The organism is Ancylobacter sp. SL191, assembly GCF_026625645.1.
Lineage (GTDB): Bacteria > Pseudomonadota > Alphaproteobacteria > Rhizobiales > Xanthobacteraceae > Ancylobacter.
On sequence record NZ_CP113056.1, the window covers coordinates 2,222,681 to 2,245,254 of the forward strand.

Annotated in this window: 20 protein-coding genes and 1 pseudogene; 16 read left to right on the top strand and 5 right to left on the bottom strand. The window is 67.2% G+C overall.

Features of this window, described 5'->3' with window-relative positions; translation table 11 throughout:
- Positions 1-124 precede the first annotated feature (124 nt).
- Positions 125-865, bottom strand: coding sequence for a hypothetical protein (locus OU996_RS10020; protein ID WP_267585449.1), 741 nt, complete (start codon positions 863-865; stop codon positions 125-127).
- 178 nt (positions 866-1,043) lie between these two features.
- On the opposite strand from OU996_RS10020, the gene OU996_RS10025 reads away from it, so the two are divergent.
- The 3 genes from OU996_RS10025 (at position 1,044) to OU996_RS10035 (ending at position 4,254) form a co-directional block, all read left to right on the top strand.
- Positions 1,044-1,862, top strand: coding sequence for an alpha/beta fold hydrolase (locus OU996_RS10025; RefSeq protein WP_267585450.1), 819 nt, complete (start codon positions 1,044-1,046; stop codon positions 1,860-1,862).
- An 81-nt stretch (positions 1,863-1,943) separates the two neighbouring features.
- Positions 1,944-3,182, top strand: coding sequence for an LVIVD repeat-containing protein (locus OU996_RS10030; protein WP_267585451.1), 1,239 nt, complete (start codon positions 1,944-1,946; stop codon positions 3,180-3,182).
- A gap of 16 nt (positions 3,183-3,198) precedes the next feature.
- On the top strand, positions 3,199-4,254 hold the full coding sequence (locus OU996_RS10035) for a CobW family GTP-binding protein (protein WP_267585452.1): 1,056 nt from the start codon (positions 3,199-3,201) through the stop codon (positions 4,252-4,254).
- A 9-nt stretch (positions 4,255-4,263) separates the two neighbouring features.
- Here the strand turns inward: OU996_RS10035 and OU996_RS10040 are convergent, their stop codons facing one another.
- A complete protein-coding gene (locus OU996_RS10040; RefSeq protein ID WP_267585453.1) occupies positions 4,264-4,689 on the bottom strand; it encodes a FadR/GntR family transcriptional regulator in 426 nt (141 codons plus the stop codon).
- Between the two features lie 648 nt (positions 4,690-5,337).
- Here OU996_RS10040 and OU996_RS10045 point away from each other — a divergent pair.
- The 6 genes from OU996_RS10045 to OU996_RS10070 all read left to right on the top strand — a co-directional run bounded on the left by OU996_RS10045 (position 5,338) and on the right by OU996_RS10070 (position 11,755).
- Positions 5,338-6,381: a substrate-binding domain-containing protein gene (locus OU996_RS10045; RefSeq protein WP_267585454.1), complete on the top strand. Its 1,044-nt coding sequence runs from the start codon at positions 5,338-5,340 to the stop codon at positions 6,379-6,381.
- A 77-nt stretch (positions 6,382-6,458) separates the two neighbouring features.
- Complete coding sequence (locus OU996_RS10050; RefSeq protein ID WP_267585455.1) at positions 6,459-7,982, top strand: sugar ABC transporter ATP-binding protein; 1,524 nt, start codon at positions 6,459-6,461, stop codon at positions 7,980-7,982.
- A gap of 4 nt (positions 7,983-7,986) precedes the next feature.
- On the top strand, positions 7,987-8,985 hold the full coding sequence (locus OU996_RS10055; protein ID WP_267585456.1) for an ABC transporter permease: 999 nt from the start codon (positions 7,987-7,989) through the stop codon (positions 8,983-8,985).
- 50 nt (positions 8,986-9,035) lie between these two features.
- Entirely contained in the window at positions 9,036-9,959 is a 924-nt protein-coding gene (locus OU996_RS10060) for a 3-hydroxyacyl-CoA dehydrogenase (protein WP_267585457.1), read from the top strand.
- Between the two features lie 100 nt (positions 9,960-10,059).
- Positions 10,060-10,779 (top strand): FCD domain-containing protein, encoded by a 720-nt coding sequence (locus OU996_RS10065; protein ID WP_267585458.1) that lies wholly within the window; start codon positions 10,060-10,062, stop codon positions 10,777-10,779.
- Between the two features lie 67 nt (positions 10,780-10,846).
- Complete coding sequence (locus OU996_RS10070; RefSeq protein WP_267585459.1) at positions 10,847-11,755, top strand: SMP-30/gluconolactonase/LRE family protein; 909 nt, start codon at positions 10,847-10,849, stop codon at positions 11,753-11,755.
- Between the two features lie 85 nt (positions 11,756-11,840).
- On the opposite strand, the gene OU996_RS10075 is transcribed toward OU996_RS10070, so the two are convergent.
- A complete protein-coding gene (locus OU996_RS10075; RefSeq protein ID WP_267585460.1) occupies positions 11,841-12,530 on the bottom strand; it encodes an aldolase in 690 nt (229 codons plus the stop codon).
- Between the two features lie 36 nt (positions 12,531-12,566).
- On the bottom strand, positions 12,567-13,565 hold the full coding sequence (locus tag OU996_RS10080) for a LacI family DNA-binding transcriptional regulator (protein ID WP_420712756.1): 999 nt from the start codon (positions 13,563-13,565) through the stop codon (positions 12,567-12,569).
- Positions 13,566-13,851: 286 nt separating this feature from the next.
- Here OU996_RS10080 and OU996_RS10085 point away from each other — a divergent pair, with 286 nt between their 5' ends.
- The 5 genes and pseudogenes from OU996_RS10085 (at position 13,852) to OU996_RS10105 (ending at position 19,216) form a co-directional block, all read left to right on the top strand.
- Complete coding sequence (locus OU996_RS10085) at positions 13,852-15,165, top strand: MFS transporter (RefSeq protein ID WP_267585461.1); 1,314 nt, start codon at positions 13,852-13,854, stop codon at positions 15,163-15,165.
- Between the two features lie 140 nt (positions 15,166-15,305).
- Positions 15,306-16,211: an L-threonate dehydrogenase gene (ltnD, locus tag OU996_RS10090; protein WP_267585670.1), complete on the top strand. Its 906-nt coding sequence runs from the start codon at positions 15,306-15,308 to the stop codon at positions 16,209-16,211.
- A 19-nt stretch (positions 16,212-16,230) separates the two neighbouring features.
- A complete protein-coding gene (gene otnI, locus OU996_RS10095) occupies positions 16,231-17,013 on the top strand; it encodes a 2-oxo-tetronate isomerase (protein ID WP_267585462.1) in 783 nt (260 codons plus the stop codon).
- Positions 17,010-18,290 (top strand): 3-oxo-tetronate kinase, encoded by a 1,281-nt coding sequence (otnK, locus tag OU996_RS10100; RefSeq protein WP_267585463.1) that lies wholly within the window; start codon positions 17,010-17,012, stop codon positions 18,288-18,290. The genes otnI and otnK overlap by 4 nt, the downstream gene beginning before the upstream one ends.
- A gap of 225 nt (positions 18,291-18,515) precedes the next feature.
- Positions 18,516-19,216: pseudogene (locus OU996_RS10105) on the top strand (L,D-transpeptidase family protein).
- On the opposite strand, the gene OU996_RS10110 reads toward OU996_RS10105, so the two are convergent.
- Positions 19,213-20,139 carry a LysR family transcriptional regulator gene (locus tag OU996_RS10110; protein ID WP_267585464.1) on the bottom strand — a complete coding sequence of 309 codons (927 nt, stop codon included), beginning with the start codon at positions 20,137-20,139 and terminating at the stop codon, positions 19,213-19,215. The pseudogene OU996_RS10105 and the gene OU996_RS10110 sit on opposite strands and share 4 nt — an antisense overlap.
- A 126-nt stretch (positions 20,140-20,265) precedes the next feature.
- Between OU996_RS10110 and OU996_RS10115 the strand changes: the two genes are divergently transcribed.
- A complete protein-coding gene (locus tag OU996_RS10115) occupies positions 20,266-21,417 on the top strand; it encodes an aromatic ring-hydroxylating oxygenase subunit alpha (RefSeq protein ID WP_267585465.1) in 1,152 nt (383 codons plus the stop codon).
- 300 nt (positions 21,418-21,717) lie between these two features.
- On the top strand, positions 21,718-22,569 hold the full coding sequence (locus OU996_RS10120; protein ID WP_267585671.1) for an ABC transporter substrate-binding protein: 852 nt from the start codon (positions 21,718-21,720) through the stop codon (positions 22,567-22,569).
- Positions 22,570-22,574 lie beyond the last annotated feature (5 nt).

Consider the following 22,574-nt stretch of genomic DNA (forward strand, 5'->3'; position numbering starts at 1 on the left):
ATGGGTTGATCAAATACGTTTGTGAATGCTGCCACCCGCATCATCACGGCCGGCGCGGCGGCACCGGCGGGCGGATGCCGCCGCGCGCCGGTTGAATCCGCAGGGGCAGCGCCCGCTCCGACGTTCAGAAGTCAGGCAGGCGTGGGGCGCCGGGGGCGACGGGCAGGATCTCGTCGCGCCAGAAGGTGCGGCCGCCCTCGCCGAGCAGGTCAGCAAAGGCGGCGGGACGGACAAGATCGGCCGGGCCCATCACGCACAGGCCGATGCCGGCGGCCGTGAGCCGCTCGCGCCGCCGCCGCTCGGCGCCCGGTGTCAGGGTGGAGGGCGTGAAAAGCACGGACTGCGCCGCATCGCCGAGCCAGAGCAGCATGTCCACCGGGCAGGGCACAGCACCGTCGTCATCGGCCAGCGGCAGCAGCGCGCGGGGCAAGGGCAGGGGGGCCGAGAACAGCACGTCCTCCGGCGCGAACAGGCCCGCCAGAGGCCGCAGCCGCTCGGTGATGCCGGGACGGTTGGCGGCGATGACCGCGCGCAGATGCGCCATGTACCCGTCGATGAACCGCGCGGCGCTGCCGTTCCACCCGCCCGACAATTGCCGGAGATGATCCGCCAGCCGCTGCTCGATGGTGAGGACAGGCTGGCCGGGCGCCGGCAGCGGCATCTCGAAGGCCTCACTGTTGAGGCGCAGCATCCGGCCGGGCGCGACAAGGACGGAGGGCAGGTGCGTCAGCGCCCTCGCATCGGCGGGAACCCGTTCCGCGCCATAGGCGATGCGTGCCGACGATCCGGCTGGAAAGGGCCAGGCCCGGAGACTGACCGGTGCGCAGGCGCCGGCAGCGGCCGATGTCGCGGTGGGCGTCGTCATGTGGCTCCCTACTGGCGGTGCACGATCCGGCGGCCGGCCGGGCGCTGTCAATCCGGCAGGAGCGGACGGACGCCGCGTGGGCGATCATCATTCCTGATCGGCGGGATAAGAACATATGGTTTCGCCTGTGGCGGGCAGGCCCGCTAGCGTCCGCTCCGACCGATGGAGAGGACACGCCATGACGGGGACAACGGAGTTCATCCGCTCGGGAGAGGCCGAGATCGCCATCTGCGTCGACGGCCCCGCCCATCTGCCCTGGCTGGTGCTGTCGAACTCGCTCGCGGCCGACATGACCATGTGGGACGACCAGCTTCCCGCGCTCACCCGAAGCCACCGTGTTTTGCGATACGACACGCGCGGACATGGCCGCAGCACGGCGCCGGCCGGGCCCTACAGCTTCGACATGCTGGTGGACGACCTTCTGACTGCTATGGACGCGGTCGGTGCGGCGCGGGCCGATCTTCTCGGACTCTCCATGGGCGGCATGACGATGCTGGGTGTCGGGCTGCGCCACCCGGAACGGGTCGGCCGCCTCGTCTGCGCCGCGGCCCGCGCCGACGCGCCGCCCCCCTTCATCGCCGGCTGGGATCAGCGCATCGCGGCGGTGGAAGGCGGCGGTCTCGCCGCTATTCTCCCTGGCACGCTGGAGCGCTGGTTCACCCCGAAGGCCCGTGAGGGCCGGCCCGAGATGGTCGATCGAGCGGCGCGGATGATCCTTTCAACGGCACCGGCGGGCTATGTTGGCTGTGCGGAGGCGTTGAAGCGGCTCGATTATCTGCGTCACCTGCCGAGCCTGCGGCCACCGGCTCTGTTCGTCGCCGGCGAGCACGACGTGGCGGCGCCGGTCGAGGTCATGCGTGCGATGAGCGCGACAGCTGCCCACGGGGCCTTCACCGTGCTGCCGGGCGTCGCGCATCTCTGCAACATGGAGGATGCCGCCGGCTTCACTGCGGCGGTGACGGATTTTCTCGGCGGCACGCGGCAGGCGGCCGAATAGCCGGGTTAGGATCGCAGGGCCGGGCACCCCAGACCGCACGAGACGGTTGCCGCTGCCACGGTTTGCAACACGGAGGACGCCATGCTCGATCACACGCGGCTCGATGATGTGAAGATCGACCTGATCGCGGGGATGCGGCTCATCGGCCACGACCCGATTGCCGGCTTCGGTGGTATCGGCGAGGGCATGTCGCTGCAGCGAGCCCCGGACGGGCGGCGCATCCTGTGGCTCGCTCATGAGGGGCCGCCCAAGAACTTCACCGGCGTCGATGTCACCGATCCCCGCCGCCCGCGCGTGATCGTGCAGACCGAGCTGCCGCACAACAAGGTCCGCTCCAACTCGCTTGAGACGTCGGGCAACCTGATGGCGGTGGCCTACCAGACCTATGGCGTCGGCCTGCAGCCGGCAGGCATCGAGCTGTTCGACATCTCCGTGCCGGAAAATCCCCGCTCGATCAGCTTCTTCGACTGTTCGGGCCCGTATTCGCGCGGTGTGCATCAGGTCTGGTTCGTCGATGGCGAATTCATTCATTGCGCGGCCGGCGCTGCCGACTTCAGGCCGCGTCATCTGCTCGATGATCAGGCCTACCGCATCATCGACGTCCGCAACCCTTCCCGCCCCGTCGAGGCCGGGCGGTGGTGGCTGCCGGGCACGGCGGAGGGCGACGAGGCCCCGCCGCCTGAGCGCCTCGCGATCGACAGCGGCTTTCGCTGCCACAACACCAATATCTACCCGGCGCGCCCCGACCGCGCCTATGTCGGCTACATTGATGGCGGCTTCCACGTGATGGACATTGCCGACACGTCGCGCCCGACGGTCATCTCAAGCTTCAACCCGAGCCCGCCTTTCCCGGGCTTCGCGCATACGCTCATGCCGCTGTTCGGCCGCGACCTCGCGGTGGCCACGCATGAATGCATCCACGACAATGGCTTCGACTGGCCCAAGCTCACCTGGCTTCTCGATATTCGCCGCGAGGACAATCCGGTGCCGCTCAGCACGCTGCCGATGCCGCCCATCGAGGAATATGGTCGCAAGGGCGGGCGCTTCGGCTGCCATAACGTGCATGAGAACCCGCCGCGCGACACGGCGCTACAGTCCGAGACGCTGATCTTCTCGACGCTGTTCAATGGCGGGCTGCGCGTGCACGACATCAGCGATCCGCTGCGCCCCCGCGAAGTGGCCGCCTTCGTGCCCGCCGCGCCGCCCAAGGCCCGCGTGCCGGCGATCCAGATCAACGAGGTCTATGCCGACGAAACCGGCCTCGTCTATTGCGCCGACCGGCATATTGGCGGCCTCTACATTCTGGAACTCGACATCTGAGGGCGGGAGCGACCCGGTGCCCCCTGTTCCCGTCCTTCTGGTCACCGGCTTCCTCGGCAGCGGCAAGAGCACGCTGCTGAACCATTTGCTGCGCGATCCCGGCATGGCGCAGACGGCGGTCATCATCAACGAGTTCGGCGATGTGGCCATCGACCATCTCCTCGTCGAGAGCGCCATCGAGAATGCGGTTGTGCTGCAGAGCGGCTGCATCTGCTGCACCGTGCGGGGCGATCTCGTCGATACGCTGGACGACCTCGATGCCAAGGTGCGCCAAGGCCTGCTGCCGCCCTTCACGCGCGTCGCCATCGAGACCACCGGCCTCGCCGACCCGGCGGCACTGGTTCACACCTTCCTCACGGAGCGTAGCCTCGTCGAGCGTTTCGTGCTGCGCGCGGTGGTGACGACGGTGGATGCGGTGAATGGCGCAGGCCAGCTCGACGACTTCGCCGAGGCGCGCCATCAGGTCGCCCTGGCGGACATCCTGCTGCTGACGAAGGCCGACATCGCTCCCGCCGAAACAACGGTGGCGTTGAGGGCGCGGCTGGCCGCGATGAACCCCGGCGCGGCGCTGGTGCCGGTGGTGGAGGGTGCCATCAGCCACAAGGATCTGTTCGATCTGGTACCGGATGCCCCGGCGCGCGCGCAGGACGATGTCTTACGCTGGCTGAACGAACAGGCCTTTGCATCGACCCGTGCGGGCAGCCAGTCCCCGCCGCATGACACCGATATCCGCGCCTTCGCCGTCACACTGGACCGCCCGGTGGCGCGCGAGGCACTGCGTCTATGGCTCCGGGCGCTGCTATCGCTGCGTGGCGGCGATCTCCTGCGGATGAAGGGCATCGTCGCTCTCGCCGGCGAGGAGACGCCGCTGGTGGTTCACGCGGTGCGTGAACTGCTGCACCCGCCAGTCCGTTTGCTGGCATGGCCGAGCGAGGATCACAGCACCCGGCTCGTCGTCATTGCCCGCCACATCGAACCCGCCGTGCTGCAGGCAAGCCTCGATATTCTCGTGGGTATCCCGGCCGAGGACGCGCGCAAGGCGCCCAGCGCCGGCCTGACACCGCCCTCTTGAGGCCGCATGTCACTCGCCGAGGAGGTTGCGCCGCACGCGAAGAAGGTGGGCGGTCAGCGCGGCTTCCGCCGTTCGCCCGTCGTGGGCGCGCAGGGCGGCAACAATCTCACGGTGCTCATGGCGATAGGCGTCGCGGCGCTCGGCGGTGATGTTCAGCCGCTTGAGTTCGCCCCATTCCGCCAATTCACGCGCGCCGGTGATCGTGGCGTAGATGGCGACGATGAGCGGGTTGTGCGTCGCCTCGGCAATGGCCTGATGCAGTGCGGCGTCCCAGTGCTCGAATGGATGAAGCGCCTCGCACTTGATGTCTTCGTGTGGACCGGCAGGGGGAATCACACGCTGGAGAACCGGCGTAAGAAGCTGCCTGACTTTCCCGCCGGCAGGCGCCGGCCGATCGATAAGGCCTTCGTCTACGCCATCTTCAACCGCGACCATTCTGGCACGGTCGAGGACAAGGTGATCGAGGCCTTCGCGGACGGCATTCTCGCGCTCGAGATTCCATGCCGAATGGCACGTAGATCGACCTGTGCACCAATCGGCCACGGACTGACCCACAGACGATCACCGTGCCGGGCAGCGTGCTGCGGCAGGAGCGTCACGCCTGAAATCGCGGCGCATGACCATGGCGCCACCCTCAGCAACAAAGTGGCCGGCGCTTCAACAGCATGGCGGTCGCCTGACGGGCGCCTAGGTTGCGCCTCTATCTCTGGTCTCCGTCGCTTCCGGCCCGGCGCGCCTTCTTAAGCGTCAGGAGCTCCGTATGGCCCTTTCCTTTGTGGGCGCCGGCACACACCAAAACACCGATCCGTCGCCCTCATGCGGCTCTTGACGGTCGACCTATCGACCTGTCATACCAGTTGACAGCCGCGATTTCCGTGGCCGCCGGAGTGTGCACAAGACACGCGCGGCGCATCAGGAGGAAATGACATGGAAGGTGCCTTCAACGCGCCCGGTCTCGGGCTGCGGCGCTTGCGCTCGGCCTTTTTCGCCGTCGGTATCGCCGTTGGCCTCGGCGGGGCGATACACGCGGCGTCCGCTGAGACTCGCGCTAAGCCGTTCGATGCGTGGCCGAAATCGGAAGTCATGAAGACGATGAGCCTCGACGAGGCCAAGGCCATCGTCGCGGCGCGGACCGGCCCCCAGACCGAATGGAAGGGCCCGACCACCGGCCCGCTGGCGACCAAGGAAGCCGTCACTGTCGTCTATGTCTCAGCCGACCAGTCCTACGTTTCCTTCGTCAATTGGGGCCGTGGCGTCACCGAGGCTGCGGAAGCGTTGGGCTGGAAGGCCGTGACGCTGAACGGCAAGGGCACGGTCACCGGCACGCTCTCCGCCATGCAGCAGGCGGTCGCGATGAAGCCGGCCGCCATTGTCACCTCGGCCGATGCAAGCGCCCTGCAGGGGCCGATCAAGCAGGCGGTCGACGCGGGCATTCCGGTCATCGGCATTCATTCGTCAGCCTTTCCCGGACCGGATCCCGAGACGAGCCTGTTCATGAACATCGGCTCCGATCCGGTGGAGATCGGCGCGGCGCAGGCGGCTTATGTGATCGCCAAGTCCGAGGGCAAGGCGCGCCTGCTGCACTTCCTGGACAACAGCTTCGCCATCGCCCGCCTCAAGGCTCAGGCCGCGACCGAGCCGGTGAAGAACTGCGAGGGCTGCAAGTTCCTGGAGATGATCAACATTCCGATCGCCGACCAGACCAAGCGGATTCCTTCGGTCATCTCCGGCGTCATTGCCAATTACGGTGACGACTGGTGGGGCACGACCTGCTGCGACAATTTCTATCCCTATATCGCCTCGGCGCTCCGCGCGTCGGGTGTCAGCCCGTCCAAGGTTCGGCTGGTCGGTGCCGATGGCCCGCCCTCGGCCTATGACATGATCCGCAAGGGCGAATACGAGGTCGCGACCGTTCCCGAGCCCTCGACGCTCTTCGGTTACCAAGCCATCGACAGCGTCGTCCGCGCCATGGCCGGCGAGGGGCCGGCGAAGTTCGTGCAGCCGGTCTACCTGGTCACCCGTGAGAACGTGGACAAGGAAGGCGGCGACAAGAACGAGTTCATCCCCAGCAACGGCTTCGCCTGCCACTACATGAATGTCTGGCGCGGCACGAAGAGCGCCTGCTGATCGCGCAGGAGGTCGGCCCGCCCCTGCGTCGCCGACCTCCTCGCATCCCTGACATGCTCTGTTCCGGGTGCCCAACAATGACCGATGCTTTGCCGCTGCTGGACGTGCGCGGGCTCAACAAGAGATTTTACGGGGCGCTCGCGCTCAACCATGCGTCCTTTTCGCTCGCCAAGGGCGAGATCCACGCGCTGGTCGGGGAGAACGGCGCGGGCAAATCGACCTTCATCAAGATCCTGGCGGGCGTTTACGCCGCCGACGAGGGGGAGATCGTGCTGGACGGCGTGCCGGTGGACCCGCGCACGCAGTCGCTGCCACTAGCCTTCGTGCATCAGGATCCCGCTCTGGTCGATGATCTCAGCGTGGCCGAGAACATCGCGCTGATCGCCGGCTATCCCCGCAGGCGCGGCCTTATTGACTGGCGCGGGGTCACCGACCAGACGACCGCGATCTATGAGACGATGCGGCTTCCTCCCGTCGACCCGCGCCGCCTCGTCGCAACGCTCTCGACGCCGGAGAAGGCGATCCTGAACATCGTCCGCACCCTGACCCGCACGCCGAAGGTGCTGGTGCTCGACGAGCCCACCGCCGCCTTGCCGGAGCAGGACGCCCACCGGCTGTTCGACGCGATGCGGCGCATGCGCGAGCAGGGGGCGAGCATCATCTATGTCTCGCACCGGCTGCATGAGCTGTTCGGCCTTGCGGACCGCGTCACTGTCTTTCGGGACGGTGCCCGTGTGCATACGGCGCGGATGGATGAGATCACCGGCGGCGATATCGTCGAGCACATGCTGGGGCGCGCGGTCGATCTCACGCATCGGGTCCACACGCCGGTCGCAGAGGTGCCGCCCGTGCTGGCGGTCGAGAAGCTGGTGGTTGGCCGTCGCGGGCCGCTGGATTTCACGCTGAGGCCGGGCGAAGTCCTGGGGCTCGTGGGTCTGCGGGGCGGCGGCCAGGAGGCGGTCGGGCGCACCATTTTCGGCGCGATGCGAGCGGATTCCGGCACGATCACGCTGGGTGACCGGCCCTTGCCGCCCGATGAGCGCATCGCCGACCGGATAGCGGCCGGCATTGCGCTGCTCGCCGGGGATCGAACCAGCGAAAGCACCTTCCCCGGCATGACCCTGATGGAGAACCTGTTCCCCAACCCGCACATATGCGGGCGCTCGCCTTTCAGCCTCACCCGCCCGGACACCGAGCGGCGCAACGCACGGGCACGGCTCAATCATTTCGATGTCCGCCCGCGCAACGAAGCGGCGCTCATCGACTGGCTCAGCGGCGGCAACCAGCAAAAGGTCTGCCTTGCCCGCTGGTTGGAAGCCAATGCGCGGGTGGTGATCCTGGAGGAGCCGACCGCCGGCGTGGATATCGGTGCCAAGATCGCCATCCACGCCATGCTGCGCGACGCGGCCGCCAGTGGACGCGCCATTCTCGTCATCTCCTCCGATCTCGAGGAAGTCGCCACCCTGTGCGACCGCGCGCTCGTCATTGATCGTGGCCGCGCGGCGGGCGAACTCACCGGCGAGCGTCTGACGGTCGATGGACTGATCGCCCTTTCCACTCTGGGCGCCGCCTGCGCCCTTGCCCCCGCTTCCGGAGGATAGCCTCGTGGTCCCGGCAACCCATGCGCGCCTGTTCAAGGCGCTGTCCGAATTCGTCTCGAACTATGGCCTGCTCATCGTCTTCGTGCTGGTGATCGTGACCTTCGCGACGCTGAGGCCCACGACATTCCTGTCCGTCGGCAACATCGGCAATCTGTTGACCAGCCAGTCGATCACGGCGCTGCTGGCCTTTGCGGTCATGCTGCCGCTGACCACCGGACGCTTCGACATGTCGGTGGGCTACCATATCGGCCTCGCCCATGTGCTGATGATCGGCCTGCAGGTGAATGCCGGCATGTCCTGGCCGGTGGCGGCGGCGATCGTGATGGTGACCGGGCTCGCCATCGGGCTCGCCAACGGCATTCTCGTCGCGCGGCTCAAGATCGATGCCTTCATCGCCACGATGGGCGTCGGGTCGCTGCTCTATGGCGTGTCCAACTGGTACACGGACGGGCAGCAGATTCCCGGCTTCAGCCTCCCCGACAGCTTCACCGGCCTGACCGGCTCCCTGCATGGCGTGCCGATTACCGCGCTCTACGTCACGGTCGTCGCAGTGCTGCTTTGGGTGCTGCTCGAGCGGATGCCGGTCGGGCGCAGCCTCTACGTCATTGGCTCGAACCCTCGTGCCGCCGAGCTCTCCGGCCTTGCCGTCCCCGACTATGTGGCGGGCGCCTTTGTGGGCTCCGGCTTCCTCTGCGCGCTGGCGGGCATTCTCCTGGCTTCCATCCTTCGCGCGGCGACCCCCTCCGTGGGGCCTGAATATCTGCTTCCGGCCTTTGCCGGCGTGCTGCTTGGTGCCACTTCGATCAAGCCGGGCCGGGTGAATGTGGTGGGCACCGTGCTCGCCGTGCTGGTTCTCGCCTTCTCCTTCTCCGGCGTGCAGCAACTCGGGGCGGCCTTCTACGTCGAGTACTTCTTCAATGGCGGCATTCTGATCCTCGCGGTCAGCCTCTCCGTCTACGCCGCCATTCGGCGGCGCAAGGCCGCTGTCGCGGCGTCGTCCTGATCACCCGCCCTGTTCCTAAGGGCGGCCGCCGCCCCGAAAAGGAGTTCGCCATGTCTCGTGTCGCCATTATCGGCTGCGGCGTCGTCGGTTCGTCCTGGGCGCTCGTCTTCGCGCGCGCCGGCCATGCTGTCGTGGTTCATGATCCTTCGCCCGACGCGGCGAAGGGCACCCTCGCCTTCGTAAAGGCATCGCTCGAAGGCAATCCTCACGCTGGCACTATCCTGTCGCGCATCGCGACGGCCGGAACGCTGGAGGAGGCCGTCGCCGGTGCCGACTATGTGCAGGAGAGCGCGCCGGAGCGCCTGCCGATCAAGCAGGCCCTCTACGCGCAGTTGGATCGCCTTGTGGCGCCCGGCGTGGTGATTGGCAGCTCGACTTCCGGTCTGCCAGCCTCGTCCTTCACCGAGGCGCTGGCGACGCGAGAGCGTTGCCTCGTCGTCCACCCGATCAACCCGCCGCACCTCATTCCGCTGGTCGAACTGGTGCCCGCGCCATGGACCAGTGCGGAGGCTCTGGACACCGCCGGGAACCTGATGACGGCGGTCGGTCAGGCACCGATCCGGCTGAGCCGGGAGATCAACGGTTTCGTGGTCAACCGCCTGCAAAGCGCGCTGCTGGGCGAAGCCTTTCGTCTCGTCGAGGACGGCATCGTCTCGGCTGGCGATGTGGACAAGGCTGTGGCCGATGGACTGGGGCTACGCTGGTTCTTCATGGGCCCCTTCGAGACCATCGATCTGAATGCCGCCACCGGTGTTGCCGAGTACTGCCGCAACCTTGGCCCGATGTATTACGGCCTCGCCAAGGAGCAGGCGGATCCTAGGGAATGGAGCGCGCCGCTGGTCGGCACGATCGAGGCCGAGCGTCGGCAGGCGACGGCGGCTTCGGCGCTGCCGGAGCGTCGTTTGTGGCGCGACCGCTGGCTCGATGCCCTGGTTGCGACCAAGGCCCGGCTGCGCGAAGAGCTGGGACGATAGTCGCGCAGCCTCTGCAGAGGGGCGGCGATGTGTGCCGCTTTGGTTGTATGCCGAACGCAGGCACACTCGCTGCCGCCCGAACTGAACGGAATCGAACCGCATGACCCGACCGCCCATCCACGCCATCAAGCGGCATCGCCTCTTCGACCAGGTCGCCGAACATCTCGCGCAGATGATCTATTCGGGCGAACTCAAGGTCGGGGACGCGCTGCCGTCGGAGCGCGACCTGATGGAGCGCTTTCAGGTCGGGCGGCCGGCCGTGCGCGAGGCGCTGCTCTGGCTGAACAAGAAGGGGCTGATCTCGGTCAGTGGTGGAGAGCGGGCGCGGGTCACGGAGCCCGATCCGAAGGACATTCTGGACCAGCTCTCCGGTGCCGCCCGCTTCCTGCTCTCACAGCCGCAGGGGGTGCAACTCTTTCAGCAGACGCGCCTGCTGGTCGAGGTGGCACTCGCCCGCGAGGCGGCGCGCAACGCGAATGACGCTCAGATCGCGGAGCTGCGCGAGCTATTGGCCGCCAATCTTGCCAGTACCGACATTCCCAGCTTCGTGCAGACGGACGATTCGTTCCACTTCGCGGTGGCGCGCGTCGCCGGCAACCCGGTCATCAACGCGCTCTATGAGGGGGTGCTGGAACTGCTTCAGGACCAGCGTCACACCTCGCTGAAGGATCCGCGGGCCCTTGCTGCCGCCCGCGCCTGCCATGAGGCGATTTTCGCCGCGATCGCCTCTCACGATCCCGACCGCGCCGAGGCGACGATGCGCCAGCATCTGCAGGATGTGGAAACCTATTATTGGGCCGTTCGCGGCCAGACATCGTGAGGGTTCCGCAGAGAGCCCCCGACATCCAGAACACGCGTCCAAAGCGACGCGCTTGGGAGAACGCCAGATGTCCTATTTCGAGGTGGTGGACCGCCGCTTCACCCGCTTCATCATCCCGGTTTGTCAGCTTGAGAAGCTCTATACCGGCACCCTCTGGGCGGAAGGGCCGGTCTATTTCGCGGATGGCCGCTTCCTGCTGTTCAGCGACATTCCCAATGACCGGATCCTGCGTTGGGACGAACTGACGAACACCGTCGCGACGTTCCGTTTTCCGGCCAACCACACCAATGGCCATACGCGCGACCGCCAGGGGCGGCTGGTCAGCTGCGAGCATGGAGGACGGCGCGTCACGCGCACGGAGTGGGATGGCTCGATCACCGTCCTCGCGGACCGCTATGAGGGAAAGCGTCTAAACTCTCCCAACGATGTCGTCGTGAAGTCGGACGGCACGATCTGGTTCACCGATCCGCCCTATGGCATCCTCACCGACTACGAGGGCAACAAGGCCGAGAGCGAGATCGGGCGCTGCAACGTCTATCGCGTCGATCCCCGCGATTGCAGCCTCGCCATTGTCGCCGATGATTTCGACAAGCCGAACGGCCTTGCTTTCACGCCCGACGAGCAGCACCTGCTCATCGCCGATTCCGGCCGGTCGCACGGCGCGGAAAAGCCCCACCATGTCCGCCGCTTCGCTGTCTCGCCGGACAATCGCGTCACCGGCGGAGAGGTGTTCGCCGAGATTGACCCCGGCATTCCCGACGGCATCCGCTTCGATACAGAGGGCAATCTCTGGGTGTGCGCCGGCGACGGGGTTCATTGCTACGATCCCGTCGGCGATCTGCTCGGCAAGATTTTGATCCCCGAGGCGGTGGCCAACATCACCTTTGGCGGGCCGAAGCGGAACCGGCTGTTCATCGCCGCCACCACCTCGCTCTATGCCGTCCACGTCAATGCGCGCGGCGCCCAGACGCCTTGAGCAGCACTCTCAGGCTCGCGGGCGCTGATATCCGGCGATGTCGGCGCCCCGGAGTCCATATCAAAGACATGGAGCAGACGAGGCCTCACCCGTGATCGTGGCTGTGGTCATGATCGTGCCCATGGTCGTCCTGCGGCAGCGTGAGGCCGAAGACGCGGGTGAGGTCGGCGACTTGCTCGGGGGAGAGGTAGCGCGGGTTGAGGCCGCGCAGCAGCAGATAGAGCTTGGCGGTTTCCTCGAGTTCCTCGGTCGCGAAGACGGCTGCTTCCAGCGTCTCGCCGGCGACGACCGGGCCGTGATTGGCCAGCAGCACGGAGGAATAACGTCCCGCGAGGCCGCGAATAGCGTCGGCCACCGCCGGGTCGCCCGGCCGGTAATAGGGCACGAGCGCGGTCTGCCCGGCCCGCATCAGATAATACGGCGTCATCGGCGGCAGCACCGCCTTCGGGTCGATCTCGGGCAGCATCGACAGCGCCACCGAGTGGCTGGAATGCAGATGGACGATAGCGCGCGCGCTCGTGCGCGTCTCATAGAGGGCCGCGTGCAGCGGAATCTCCTTCGTCGGCGCATCGCCTGAGACCAAGCGTCCCTGCGCATCGAGCCGGGTGATCCGCGCCGGGTCGAGGAAGCCGAGCGAGGCGTTGGTCGGCGTCACCAGCCAGCCGCCATCATCGAGCCGCAGGCTGATATTGCCGGAGGAGCCGGGCGTTAGCCCGCGCTCGAACAGCGAGCGCCCGAAGCGGCAAATGTCATCGCGGAGCTTGGCGTCAGTCATGATGGGGCCTCGGGGCAGGGGAGAGGTGTGTGTCGGTCATGCCGTCGCGCCTTCGATGAGCTCGAAGCCCAGATCGACCGTCTGGGGTGGCGCGCCCGTGGCGATGAGATGCGCGCCGGTCTCGCCGATCTTCAGGCGCGGCGTGCGGATGGTCGACAGCGGCAGCGGGGTGAATCGGGCGATGTCGAGGCCGTTATAGCCGAACAGCGCCAGTTTCTCGGGAATGGCGATGCCTTTCGACTGGCACAGGAAATAGCCGCCCAGCGCCATGTCGTCATTGGAGAAGTACACCGCGTCGAGGCGTGTGCCCCGCTCCAGCAGGCGCGTCAACCCGGCCTGCCCGGCCTCCACCGAGGATGGGGCGGGGGAGATGTCATGATCGGCCAAAGAGATGCCCTGCTCGGCGAGGGCCGCGGAGAAGCCGGCGAATCGCTTGGCCGCGCGGCGGTCGCGTTCGAGATCGTGGCCGACATAGCCGATGTTGCGGTAGCCGCGCGACAGCAGGAACGCGGCGCTGGCGCGGCCGGCCTGCACGTTGGAAAAGCCCACGACGATGTCGATGCCCTCGCCGTCGATGTCCAGCAGTTCGGCGATGCGTACGCCACTGTTGCGCAGCATCGCCGTCGTGGCGGGGCTGTGCTCGAGGCCGGCGAGGATCAGTCCGGCGGGACGCCAGGACAGCAGCGAGCGAACAATGTGTTCCTCGCGCTCCTGCTGGTACTCGCTGAGACCGATGACCGACTGGAAGCCCGCCGCATCAAGCGCCCGGTTGGCGCCGCTCAGCACGTCGGAAAACACGATATTGGCGAAGGATGGCACGACGATGCCGATCAGCCGCGAGCCGGTCGAGGCCAGCGTGCCGGCGATGCGATTGGGTGTGTAGCCGAGCCGCTCGGCGGCTTCCGCCACCCGCTTGCGGGTCTTTTCCGAGAACGAGCCCTGGCTGCGCAGCACGCGCGAAGCGGTGCTTTCGCCGACCCGGGCTTCGCGCGCCACGTCGCTGAGGGTCACGGCAGCAGAAGGCCTTGCGGTCAGGCGCGCATCGTCATCGGTCATCGTCCGTCCCCGTTCCCGCACGGGCCATCGCCCCACGAGCGGACATGGTCGTAGCACGATCCCGGCCGGACCTTCGAGCCGCGCCGAGGCGCCATCCGTCCATGACAGTTCCACGAAAAATCCTGTTGGCAGCGCTGCCAATTGTTGATACTGCAAAATGGAAGCGCTGCCAAATGTCATCGCATGGAAGAAGTCCGCGTCAAGCGGTCCGGTTTTGGCTCTTACGGGCGGCATGTGATCGCCCGCGGCTCCTGGGGAGTGAACCATGAACGCCACGACGCAAGCGCTCGCCAGCGCGGGCCTGGACCAGCGCGATCTCGAGAAGCGGGCCTATGGCAAGGTCTTCTGGCGGATCGTTCCGTTCCTGATGCTCTGCTACGTCATTGCCTATCTCGACCGCGTCAATGTCGGCTTTGCCAAGCTGCAGATGTCGCAGGATCTGGGGTTCAGCGAGACTGTCTTTGGCTTCGGCGCCGGCATCTTCTTCCTCGGCTATTTCCTTTTCGAGGTGCCGAGCAACATTCTGCTGCACAAGATCGGCGCCCGCGTGTGGATCGCCCGGATCATGGTGTCCTGGGGCATCCTCTCGGCCTGCTTCATGTTCGTGACCAGCGCGCCGATGTTCTATGTGCTGCGCTTCCTGTTGGGCGTGGCCGAGGCCGGCTTCTACCCGGGCATCATCCTCTATTTGACCTATTGGTATCCCTCGCACCGCCGCGCGAAGATCATCGCCGTATTCATGTCGGCGATCCCGATCTCCGGCATTTTCGGCAATCCGCTCTCTGGCTGGATCATGGACGCCTTCCATGACAATGGCGGCATGGCCGGCTGGCAGTGGATGTTCCTGATCGAGGCGATCCCGGCCGTCCTGCTCGGCATCGCGGTCTATTTCTGGCTCGACAACAGCATCCGCGGCGCGAAGTGGCTCTCCGAGGAGGAGAAGCAGCTGCTTGAGAAGGAAGTCGCCGAGGACGCGCGCACCAAGGCGACGCCGCCGTCGGTCGGCGCCGTGTTCACCGACGGGCGCGTCTGGCTGATGTGCCTGATCTATTTCTCCTTCGTCACCGGGCAGTATGCGCTGACCTTCTGGCTGCCGACGCTGGTGAAGGCGACGGGCGTGGTGGGCAATTTCAACATTGGCCTCATCAGCGCCATTCCCTTCCTGTGCGCCGTGGTGACCATGATCCTGGTCGGCCGCAGCGCCGATCATCACCGCGAGCGGCGCTGGCATCTCATCATTCCGGCCACGCTGGGGGCGATCGGCTTCATCGTCGCGGCGACGTCGAGCAGCACGGTGATCGCGATCGCCAGCCTCTCGGTGGCGGCGGCCGGCGTCATCACCTGCGCGCCGCTGTTCTGGTCGCTGCCGACGGCGTTCCTCTCGGGCACGGCGGCCGCGGCGGGCATTGCCTTCATCAATTCGGTCGGCAATCTGGCGGGCTTCGTGAGCCCCTATCTGATCGGCTTCCTGAAGGACTTCACCGGCTCGACGCAGGTCGGGATGTATGTGCTGGCCGGCTTCCTTGTCATCGGCGTCATCGCCGTGCTGAGCACGCCCGCCAAGCTCGTCAACCGCTGATCGAGCGGGGCTCGCCCGACCCCGGTGGGCTCCGATCCTTCCCTGTATTTCCTCTTCCTGCACTTCGCGAGGATCTCATCGTGACCGACGGATTCGCTCCTTCCGCGCCGGCTGAAGCGGCCGGCTCCACCCCCGCCGCCGTGCCGCTCCGCGTCGCGGTGATCGGCCTCGGATCCATGGGCTTCGGTATGGCCACCTCGCTCCGGCGGGCCGGCTTCGATGTGACAGGTTGCGATGTCAGCGCGGCTTCTGTGGAGCGCTTCGTCGCCGAGGGCGGACGGGGCGCCCGCACGCCGGCTGAAGCGGCCGCCGGGGCTGATGTCGTGGTGTCGGTGGTGGTGAACGCCGCTCAGACTGAGGCGATCCTGTTCGGTGCCGGAGGCGTCGCGGAAACGCTGCCGGCCGGCAGCGTCTTCGTGTCCTCCGCCACCATGGACCCGGAGATCGCCCGCGCGCTCGCCGCGAAGCTTGAGGCGACCGGCCGCCTCTATCTCGACGCGCCGATCAGCGGCGGCGCCCAGCGTGCGGCCAATGGCGAGCTCACCATCCTCGCTTCCGGCACGCCCGCCGCCTTCACCCGCGCGCGCCCCGCGCTCGATGCGATGGCCGCCAAGCTCTATGAGCTGGGCGATGCCGCCGGGCACGGCGCGGCCTTCAAGATGATCAATCAGCTGCTCGCCGGCGTGCACATCGCCGCCGCCTGCGAGGCCATCGCCTTCGCCGCCCGGCAGGGGCTGGACATTGCCAAGGTCTATGAGGTCATCACCCAGTCCGCCGGCAATTCCTGGATGTTCGAGAACCGCATGCCGCATGTGCTCGACGGCGATTACACCCCGCGCAGCGCGGTCGACATCTTCGTCAAGGATCTCGGCATCATCCAGGACATGGCGCGCGGTGCGAAGTTCCCGGTGCCGGTGTCCGCTGCCGCGCTGCAGATGTTCCTGATGACCTCGGCCGCCGGCATGGGCCGCGACGACGACGCCTCCGTCGCGCGCCTCTATGCTCAGGTCACCGGGACGGCGCTTCCCGGCGACACGTCGCGCTGACACAGGCAAGGTTCCTCCGATGCCCCGTTTCGCCGCCAACCTCTCGATGATGTTCACCGAATGGGCTTTCCTCGACCGCTTCGACGCGGCGGCCGAGGCGGGCTTCACCGCGGTGGAGTATCTCTTTCCCTACGAGTACCCGCCCGAGGCGATTGCCGAGCGGCTCGCCCGCAATGGCCTGACGCAGGCGCTATTCAACCTGCCGCCGGGCGACTGGGCGGCGGGCGAGCGTGGCCTCGCGGCGCTGCCCGAGCGCTTCAAGGAGCTGGAGGCTAGCGTCGAGACCGCGCTGGTCTATGCGCAGGCGACGCAGGTGAAGCGGCTGCACCTCATGGCGGGTCTAGCCGATCGCCACGCCCCCGAGGCCTGCGCCGCCTATCGCCGCGCGGTGATCCATGCCGCCGGCCGGCTCGCCGAGCAGGGGATCGACCTCGTGCTCGAGCCGATCAACGGCCGCAACATGCCGGGCTACTTCCTCAACGACTTCAACGACGCGGCCGCGCTGATCGCGGAGCTGGCGCTGCCGAACCTGAAGCTGCAATTCGACCTCTATCACCGCCAGATCATGCATGGCGACGTGACGGTCGCGCTGGAGCGGCTGATGCCGATCACCGGCCATGTCCAGATCGCCAGCGTGCCGGAGCGCCATGAGCCGGGCTCGGGCGAGCTGAACGACGCTTTTCTGTTCGAGCAACTCGACCGGCTCGGCTATGACGGATTCATCGGCTGTGAATACAACCCGCGCGCCGGCACCGTCGCCGGCCTGAGCTGGTTCGCCCCTTACGCACGGAGTCGCAAATGACCCTCGCCCTTGGCTGCATCGCGGACGACTACACCGGCGCGTCGGACCTCGCCAACACGCTTACTCTGGCCGGCCTGCGGACGGTGCAGACCATTGGCGTGCCGGCGGATGATCTCGTCCTGCCGGAGGTCGATGCCATCGTCGTGGCGCTGAAGAGCCGGTCGATCGAGGCGTCGAAGGCCGTCGCGGCCTCGCGCGCGGCCGACCGCTGGCTGCGCGCGCGCGGCGCCTGCCATGTGCTGTTCAAGATCTGCTCCACCTTCGATTCCACCGATGCCGGCAATATCGGCCCGGTGATGGACGCGCTGCGTGCCGATTCCGGTGACGCCATCGTCCTTGTCACGCCGGCCTTCCCGCAGAACCGGCGCACCGTCTACCAGGGCAATCTGTTCGTCGGCTCCGTGCCGCTGAACGAGAGCCCGTTGAAGGATCACCCGCTCAACCCGATGCGGGACGCCAATCTGGTGCGCGTTCTCGCCCGCCAGAGCGCCTCGGCGGTCGGGCTTGTCGATCTTGCCGTCGTGCAGAAGGGGGCCGGCGCCATTGCGGCCCGGCTGGCGGAGCTTGCCGCCGGCGACGCGGGCGCGGCCATTGTCGATGTGGTGGAGGACAGCAACCTCGAAGCCATTGGCCATGCGGCGCTCGGCCAGAAGGTCTCTGTCGGGGCCTCCGGCTTCGGGCTCGGCCTGGCGCAGGCGCTGCTCGCCTCCGGCAGGGGCGCCGCCGGCGCGCCGGCAAGCGGGGCTCTGGGCGAGCCGATCGGCGGTCCCGCAGCCTGCCTCGCCGGCAGTTGCTCGCAGGCGACGCTCGAACAGATCGCCCGTGCCGAGACCTTGATGCCCGTGCTGCGTCTCGATCCCGAAGCACTGATCACCGCGCCCAACCCGGTTTCGCCTGCGTTGGCCTGGGCGCTGGAGCGCCTGCCGTCCGGCCCGGTGCTGATCGCCACCAGCGCGACGCCGGACAGCGTCGCGGCGCTGCAGGCCAAGCATGGACGCGACAAGGCGGGACACGCCATCGAGCAGGCGCTGTCGGCCATCGCCGCCGGTCTGGTGGCGGCGGGCGTGCGGCGGCTGGTCATCGCCGGCGGCGAGACCTCCGGCGCCGTCGTCGACCGCCTCGCCATCCCCGCCTTCCTCATCGGCCCGGAGATCGCGCCGGGCGTTCCCGTGCTGCGCACCGCCGGCACCGGGCAGCCGGACATGCTGCTGGCGCTGAAGTCCGGCAATTTCGGTGGGCCGGACTTCTTCGCGGACGCGCTCAAGCTGATGCCCTGAGGCTGACGTCCCGTCGCCAGCACCCGGCGGGGGCCGCGCAGCCCGCCGGTATCGGGGCATCGGAACAGGGCGCGCATGACCTCACGGCTGAGTGAACGGGCTTGCCGGAGGGCGGGTTTGCTTGCCAGTCCGGCCTTCCGCCGGTTATCCCAGCGCAGCACGAGGCCAGAGGCTGCCTGCCGGAGAGGCGTCTCCGGTTGGCCGCCGCGCATGGAAAAGTCCGACATGATCGACAGAAACGGTGAGAATGCCGGTGTGCGGGCCGCGCTGGGGCGCGACCGGGCGGTGATGCTCAGCCGCCGCTCCTTCCTCGCCGGCTCGGCCATCGGCCTCGGTGCGCTGGGGCTCGCCGGCTGCGCCAAGCCGGAGGGCATGACACTCGCCGAGGCGGCCAAGGTCTATGGCCCGGTGCCGGAGGAGAAATTCCCGATCCCGGCGGTCGATGTCACCAAGGTCAATCCGAAATATTTCCGCCGCACCGTCCGCTACGAGACGGAGGAGGCCCCCGGCACGATCATCGTCGATCCCACCAATTACTATGTCTACCGGATCGAGGAGGAGGGCATGGCGACCCGCTACGGGGCGAATGTCGGTCGCGCCGGCTTCCTGTGGAGCGGTGACGCCTATGTCGGGCGCAAGAGCGAATGGGCGACCTGGACACCCCCAAGGAGATGATCCAGCGCCAGCCGGAAGCGGCGAAATATGCCGGCGGCATGCCCGGCGGCCTCGACAACCCGCTCGGCGCGCGCACGCTGCATCTCTACCAGAACGGCGTCTACACGCTCTATACGATCTACGCGACCAGCGACCCGGAATCGATCGGCTCCGGCGTCACCAGCGGCTGCGTCGGTCTGCTCAGCCAAGATATGATCGAGCTCTATAACGAAACCCCGGTGAAGACCAAGGTCGTCGTCCTGCCGGCCTAAGGCCCGCTCCTCGCCGGATGGCGGGCGGCGACATAGGCGGCCGCATGGGCGGTGAAGCGCTCGAGAATGCGGCCGCGATGCGCGCCCGCGCGCGCCGCGAGGACGACCCCCAGCGGGCGCACCGGGTTGTCGATCTCCAGTGTCGTCACGCGGCTCCCGTCATAGGTGATCGGGGAGGGCGGGCGCATGACCAGGAGGGTGAAGCCGAAGCCGGCGCCCACCGCGCTGCGCGCCGCCTCCAGCGAGGTCGCGACATAGGCGATGCGCGGGCTGATGCCGATCTCCTGCAGCAGATCCTCGAAATAGCCCCGGCTTCCCGGCCCGTCGAGCATCACATAGGGCTCGTCCGCGAGTTCGGTGATGTCGAGGGAGGCGCGGTGAGCGAGCCGGTGGTCGGTGGGCAGCACCACATAGGGGCGGAGCGCGGCGAGTTCGGTGAAGGAAAGCCCCGCCGGATCGCCGCCGCGATCATAGGTGAGGGCGAGATCAATCGACCCGTCCCGCAGCGCGTCCGCTAGGTCGGCAAGCGGCATCTCGCGTTGGCGCACCATGACGGCCGGCGCCAGCGCGGCGAAGCCCCGGATGAGGCCGGCGGCGTAGAAGGGTGCGAGCGTCGAGAACACGCCGAGCCGTATCTCGCCCGCCGCCTCCGCCGCCAGCGCGGCGGCCTCGCGCTCCAGCTGCTGCGCCTGCTGCTCCAGACGGGTCACATGATCCAGAAAGATGCGGCCATGCAGGGTCAGCGTCAGCCCGCGCGCATGGTGACGCTCGAACAGCACGAGGCCGGTCACGTCCTCCAGCTTGTCGAGCGCCTGCGCGACGGAGGGTTGGGAGATGTTCAGCGCCCGCGCGGCCTGCGCGATACCACCCTGTTCGGCGATGGCCCGGAAATAGGCGCATTGGCGCAGCGTGTAGCGAACCATATTCTTTAAGCCTCAAACGCAGGACGAATGAGTTTTTACCGTTTTTAGAGCGGGTGCAATCTGGCGGGTGACGCGCGGGCCCCGCGGACGGCGCGTTTCACTCCCGGCACGCCAAGGATGCCCGCCATGTCGCTGATACAGCCCGTCGCCGAACTGCTCGAAGCCGCCGGCCGGCCCTTCACCGATGCCCGCGCCATGCCGCCGGGCGTCTATACGAGCGCCGATTTCCTCGCCCGCGAGATGGAGGCCATCTTCGCCAGGGAATGGGTCTGCGTCGGCCGTTCCAGCCGGCTCGCCGAGGTCGGCGACTATCTCACCTATGAGCTTGCCGGCCAGCCGGTGGTCGTGCTGCGCGACAAGGAGGGGCTGCGCGCCTTTTCCAATGTCTGCCTGCACCGCATGTCCACCCTGCTGGAAGGGAGTGGCAACCGGCGGGCGATCGTCTGCCCCTACCACGCCTGGACCTATGGCCTTGATGGCCGCCTGCGCGGGGCGCCGTTCATGGGCGAGACGACGGGCTTCTGCAAGGAGGACTACGCGCTGCCCGCGATCCGCTGCGAGGAATGGCTCGGCTGGATCTACATCACCCTCGACAAGGACCGCCCGAGCGTCGCCTCGGCCCTGGGCGGGCTGGAGGCGATGATCGCGCCCTACCAGATGGAAAACTATGTCGAGTGCTTCCGCGAGACCCATGTCTGGGACACCAACTGGAAGGTGCTCGCCGAGAATTTCATGGAGAGCTACCACCTGCCGGTCTGCCACGCCGACACGGTGGGCGGCCATTCCAAGCTCGAGGAGATGGAGTGCCCGCCCGGCCTCGCGGCGTTCAACTATCACTGGATCACCAAGGAAGCCTCGCTCGCCATTGGCAATGCGCATCCCGACAACACGCGCCTTGAGGGCCGCTGGCGCAAGACCACCGCGCTGCTCGCGCTCTATCCCAGCCATCTGATCACGCTGACGCCGGGCTATTTCTGGTATCTCTCGCTGCACCCGCGCGGGCCCGGTCAGGTTGAGATCCTGTTCGGCGGCGGCCTGTCGCCGGAGTTCATGGCGGACCCACGCGCCGACGACTATGTGACGACCCTCAAGTCGCTGCTCGACATGGTGAATCTCGAGGATCGCGGCTGCACGGAAAAGGTGTTCCGGGGCCTGAGCGCGGACACCGCGCGGGCAGGCCATCTCTCCTATCTGGAGCGGCCGATCTACGATTTCATGCATTACATCGCCGAGCGCGTCGGCGGCTTCGACCGCTCCTTCGCGCTGGCGGCGGAGTAGGGAAAGGGCCTTGGCAGCCGATCTCAAGGACGAGGCTCGTGCCGAGGTCGCGTCAGGCTCCTGCCCGCCGAACAGGCAGTGCCTGCCTCAATCTTGGCTGCCACCCATCCAACAATGGGTGCGCCCGCAGACAAGTCTTCCCGGACACGCTGCGCGACACTTTGCTCCTCAGTTCCGACCGCCGCGCCATTCGCACGCGGAAGCAGAGGAGAAGGTTCAGTGGCACTCAATCTCGACACGCATTCCAGTGCTCGTGGTGGCTCGCTCGCCGCCCGGCTGCGCGGGGCGCTCCTTGGCGTCATGGGTCTCGCGCTCGCCACCGGCGGTCTCGCCGCCGGCCTGCCGCAGAAGGCGCAGGCCGCGACCCCGGCCGCCTGCGCCGCGCTGCAGGCCAAATATCCCGAGCTCAAGGGCAAGACGCTGGTCAACGCCATCAACCCGCACACGCCGGGCTATGAGACCATCGACCCGAAGGATCCGACCAACTATATCGGCTTCGACATCGACCTCGGCGAAGCGATCGGCGACTGCCTCGGCTTCAAGCTCACCTACAAGGCGGTGACCTTCGCCGCCCTGCTGACCACGTTGCAGGCCGGCCAGGCCGACATCGTCATCTCCGACATCTACGCCACCAAGGACCGCGCCAAGGCGGCGGACTTCATCACCTATCTCAAGGTGTTCGACGGCGTGCTGGTCGCCAAGGGCAACCCGAAGAAGATCGACGGCATCAATCTCTCGCTCTGCGGCGCGGTCGCGGCCGAGAACACCGGCTATGTCGAGGTGCCGCTGATCCAGGCGCTGGAAGCCGAGTGCAAGAAGGCCGGCAAGCCGGCGCCGGAAATCCTGCTCTTCGATAACAACGCCAACTGCATCCAGGCGATCCTCGCCGGGCGCGCCGACACCTACATCAACGACGTCAACACGGTCGATGGCGCGGTGAAGGCCTATCCGGACAAGCTGGAGAAGGCGACGGCGGTGACGCTGCCCTACTCGGTCGGCATTGCCGTGCCGCGCAACAATGTTCCCTTCCGTGACGCGGTGATGGCCGCGCTCACCGAAATCCAGAAGACCGGCCTTCAGGCCGAGCTGATGAAGAAGTGGAACCTTCCGGCCGAGCAGCTTGAGAGCCCGACCCTCGTCCTCGCGGACTGACACGC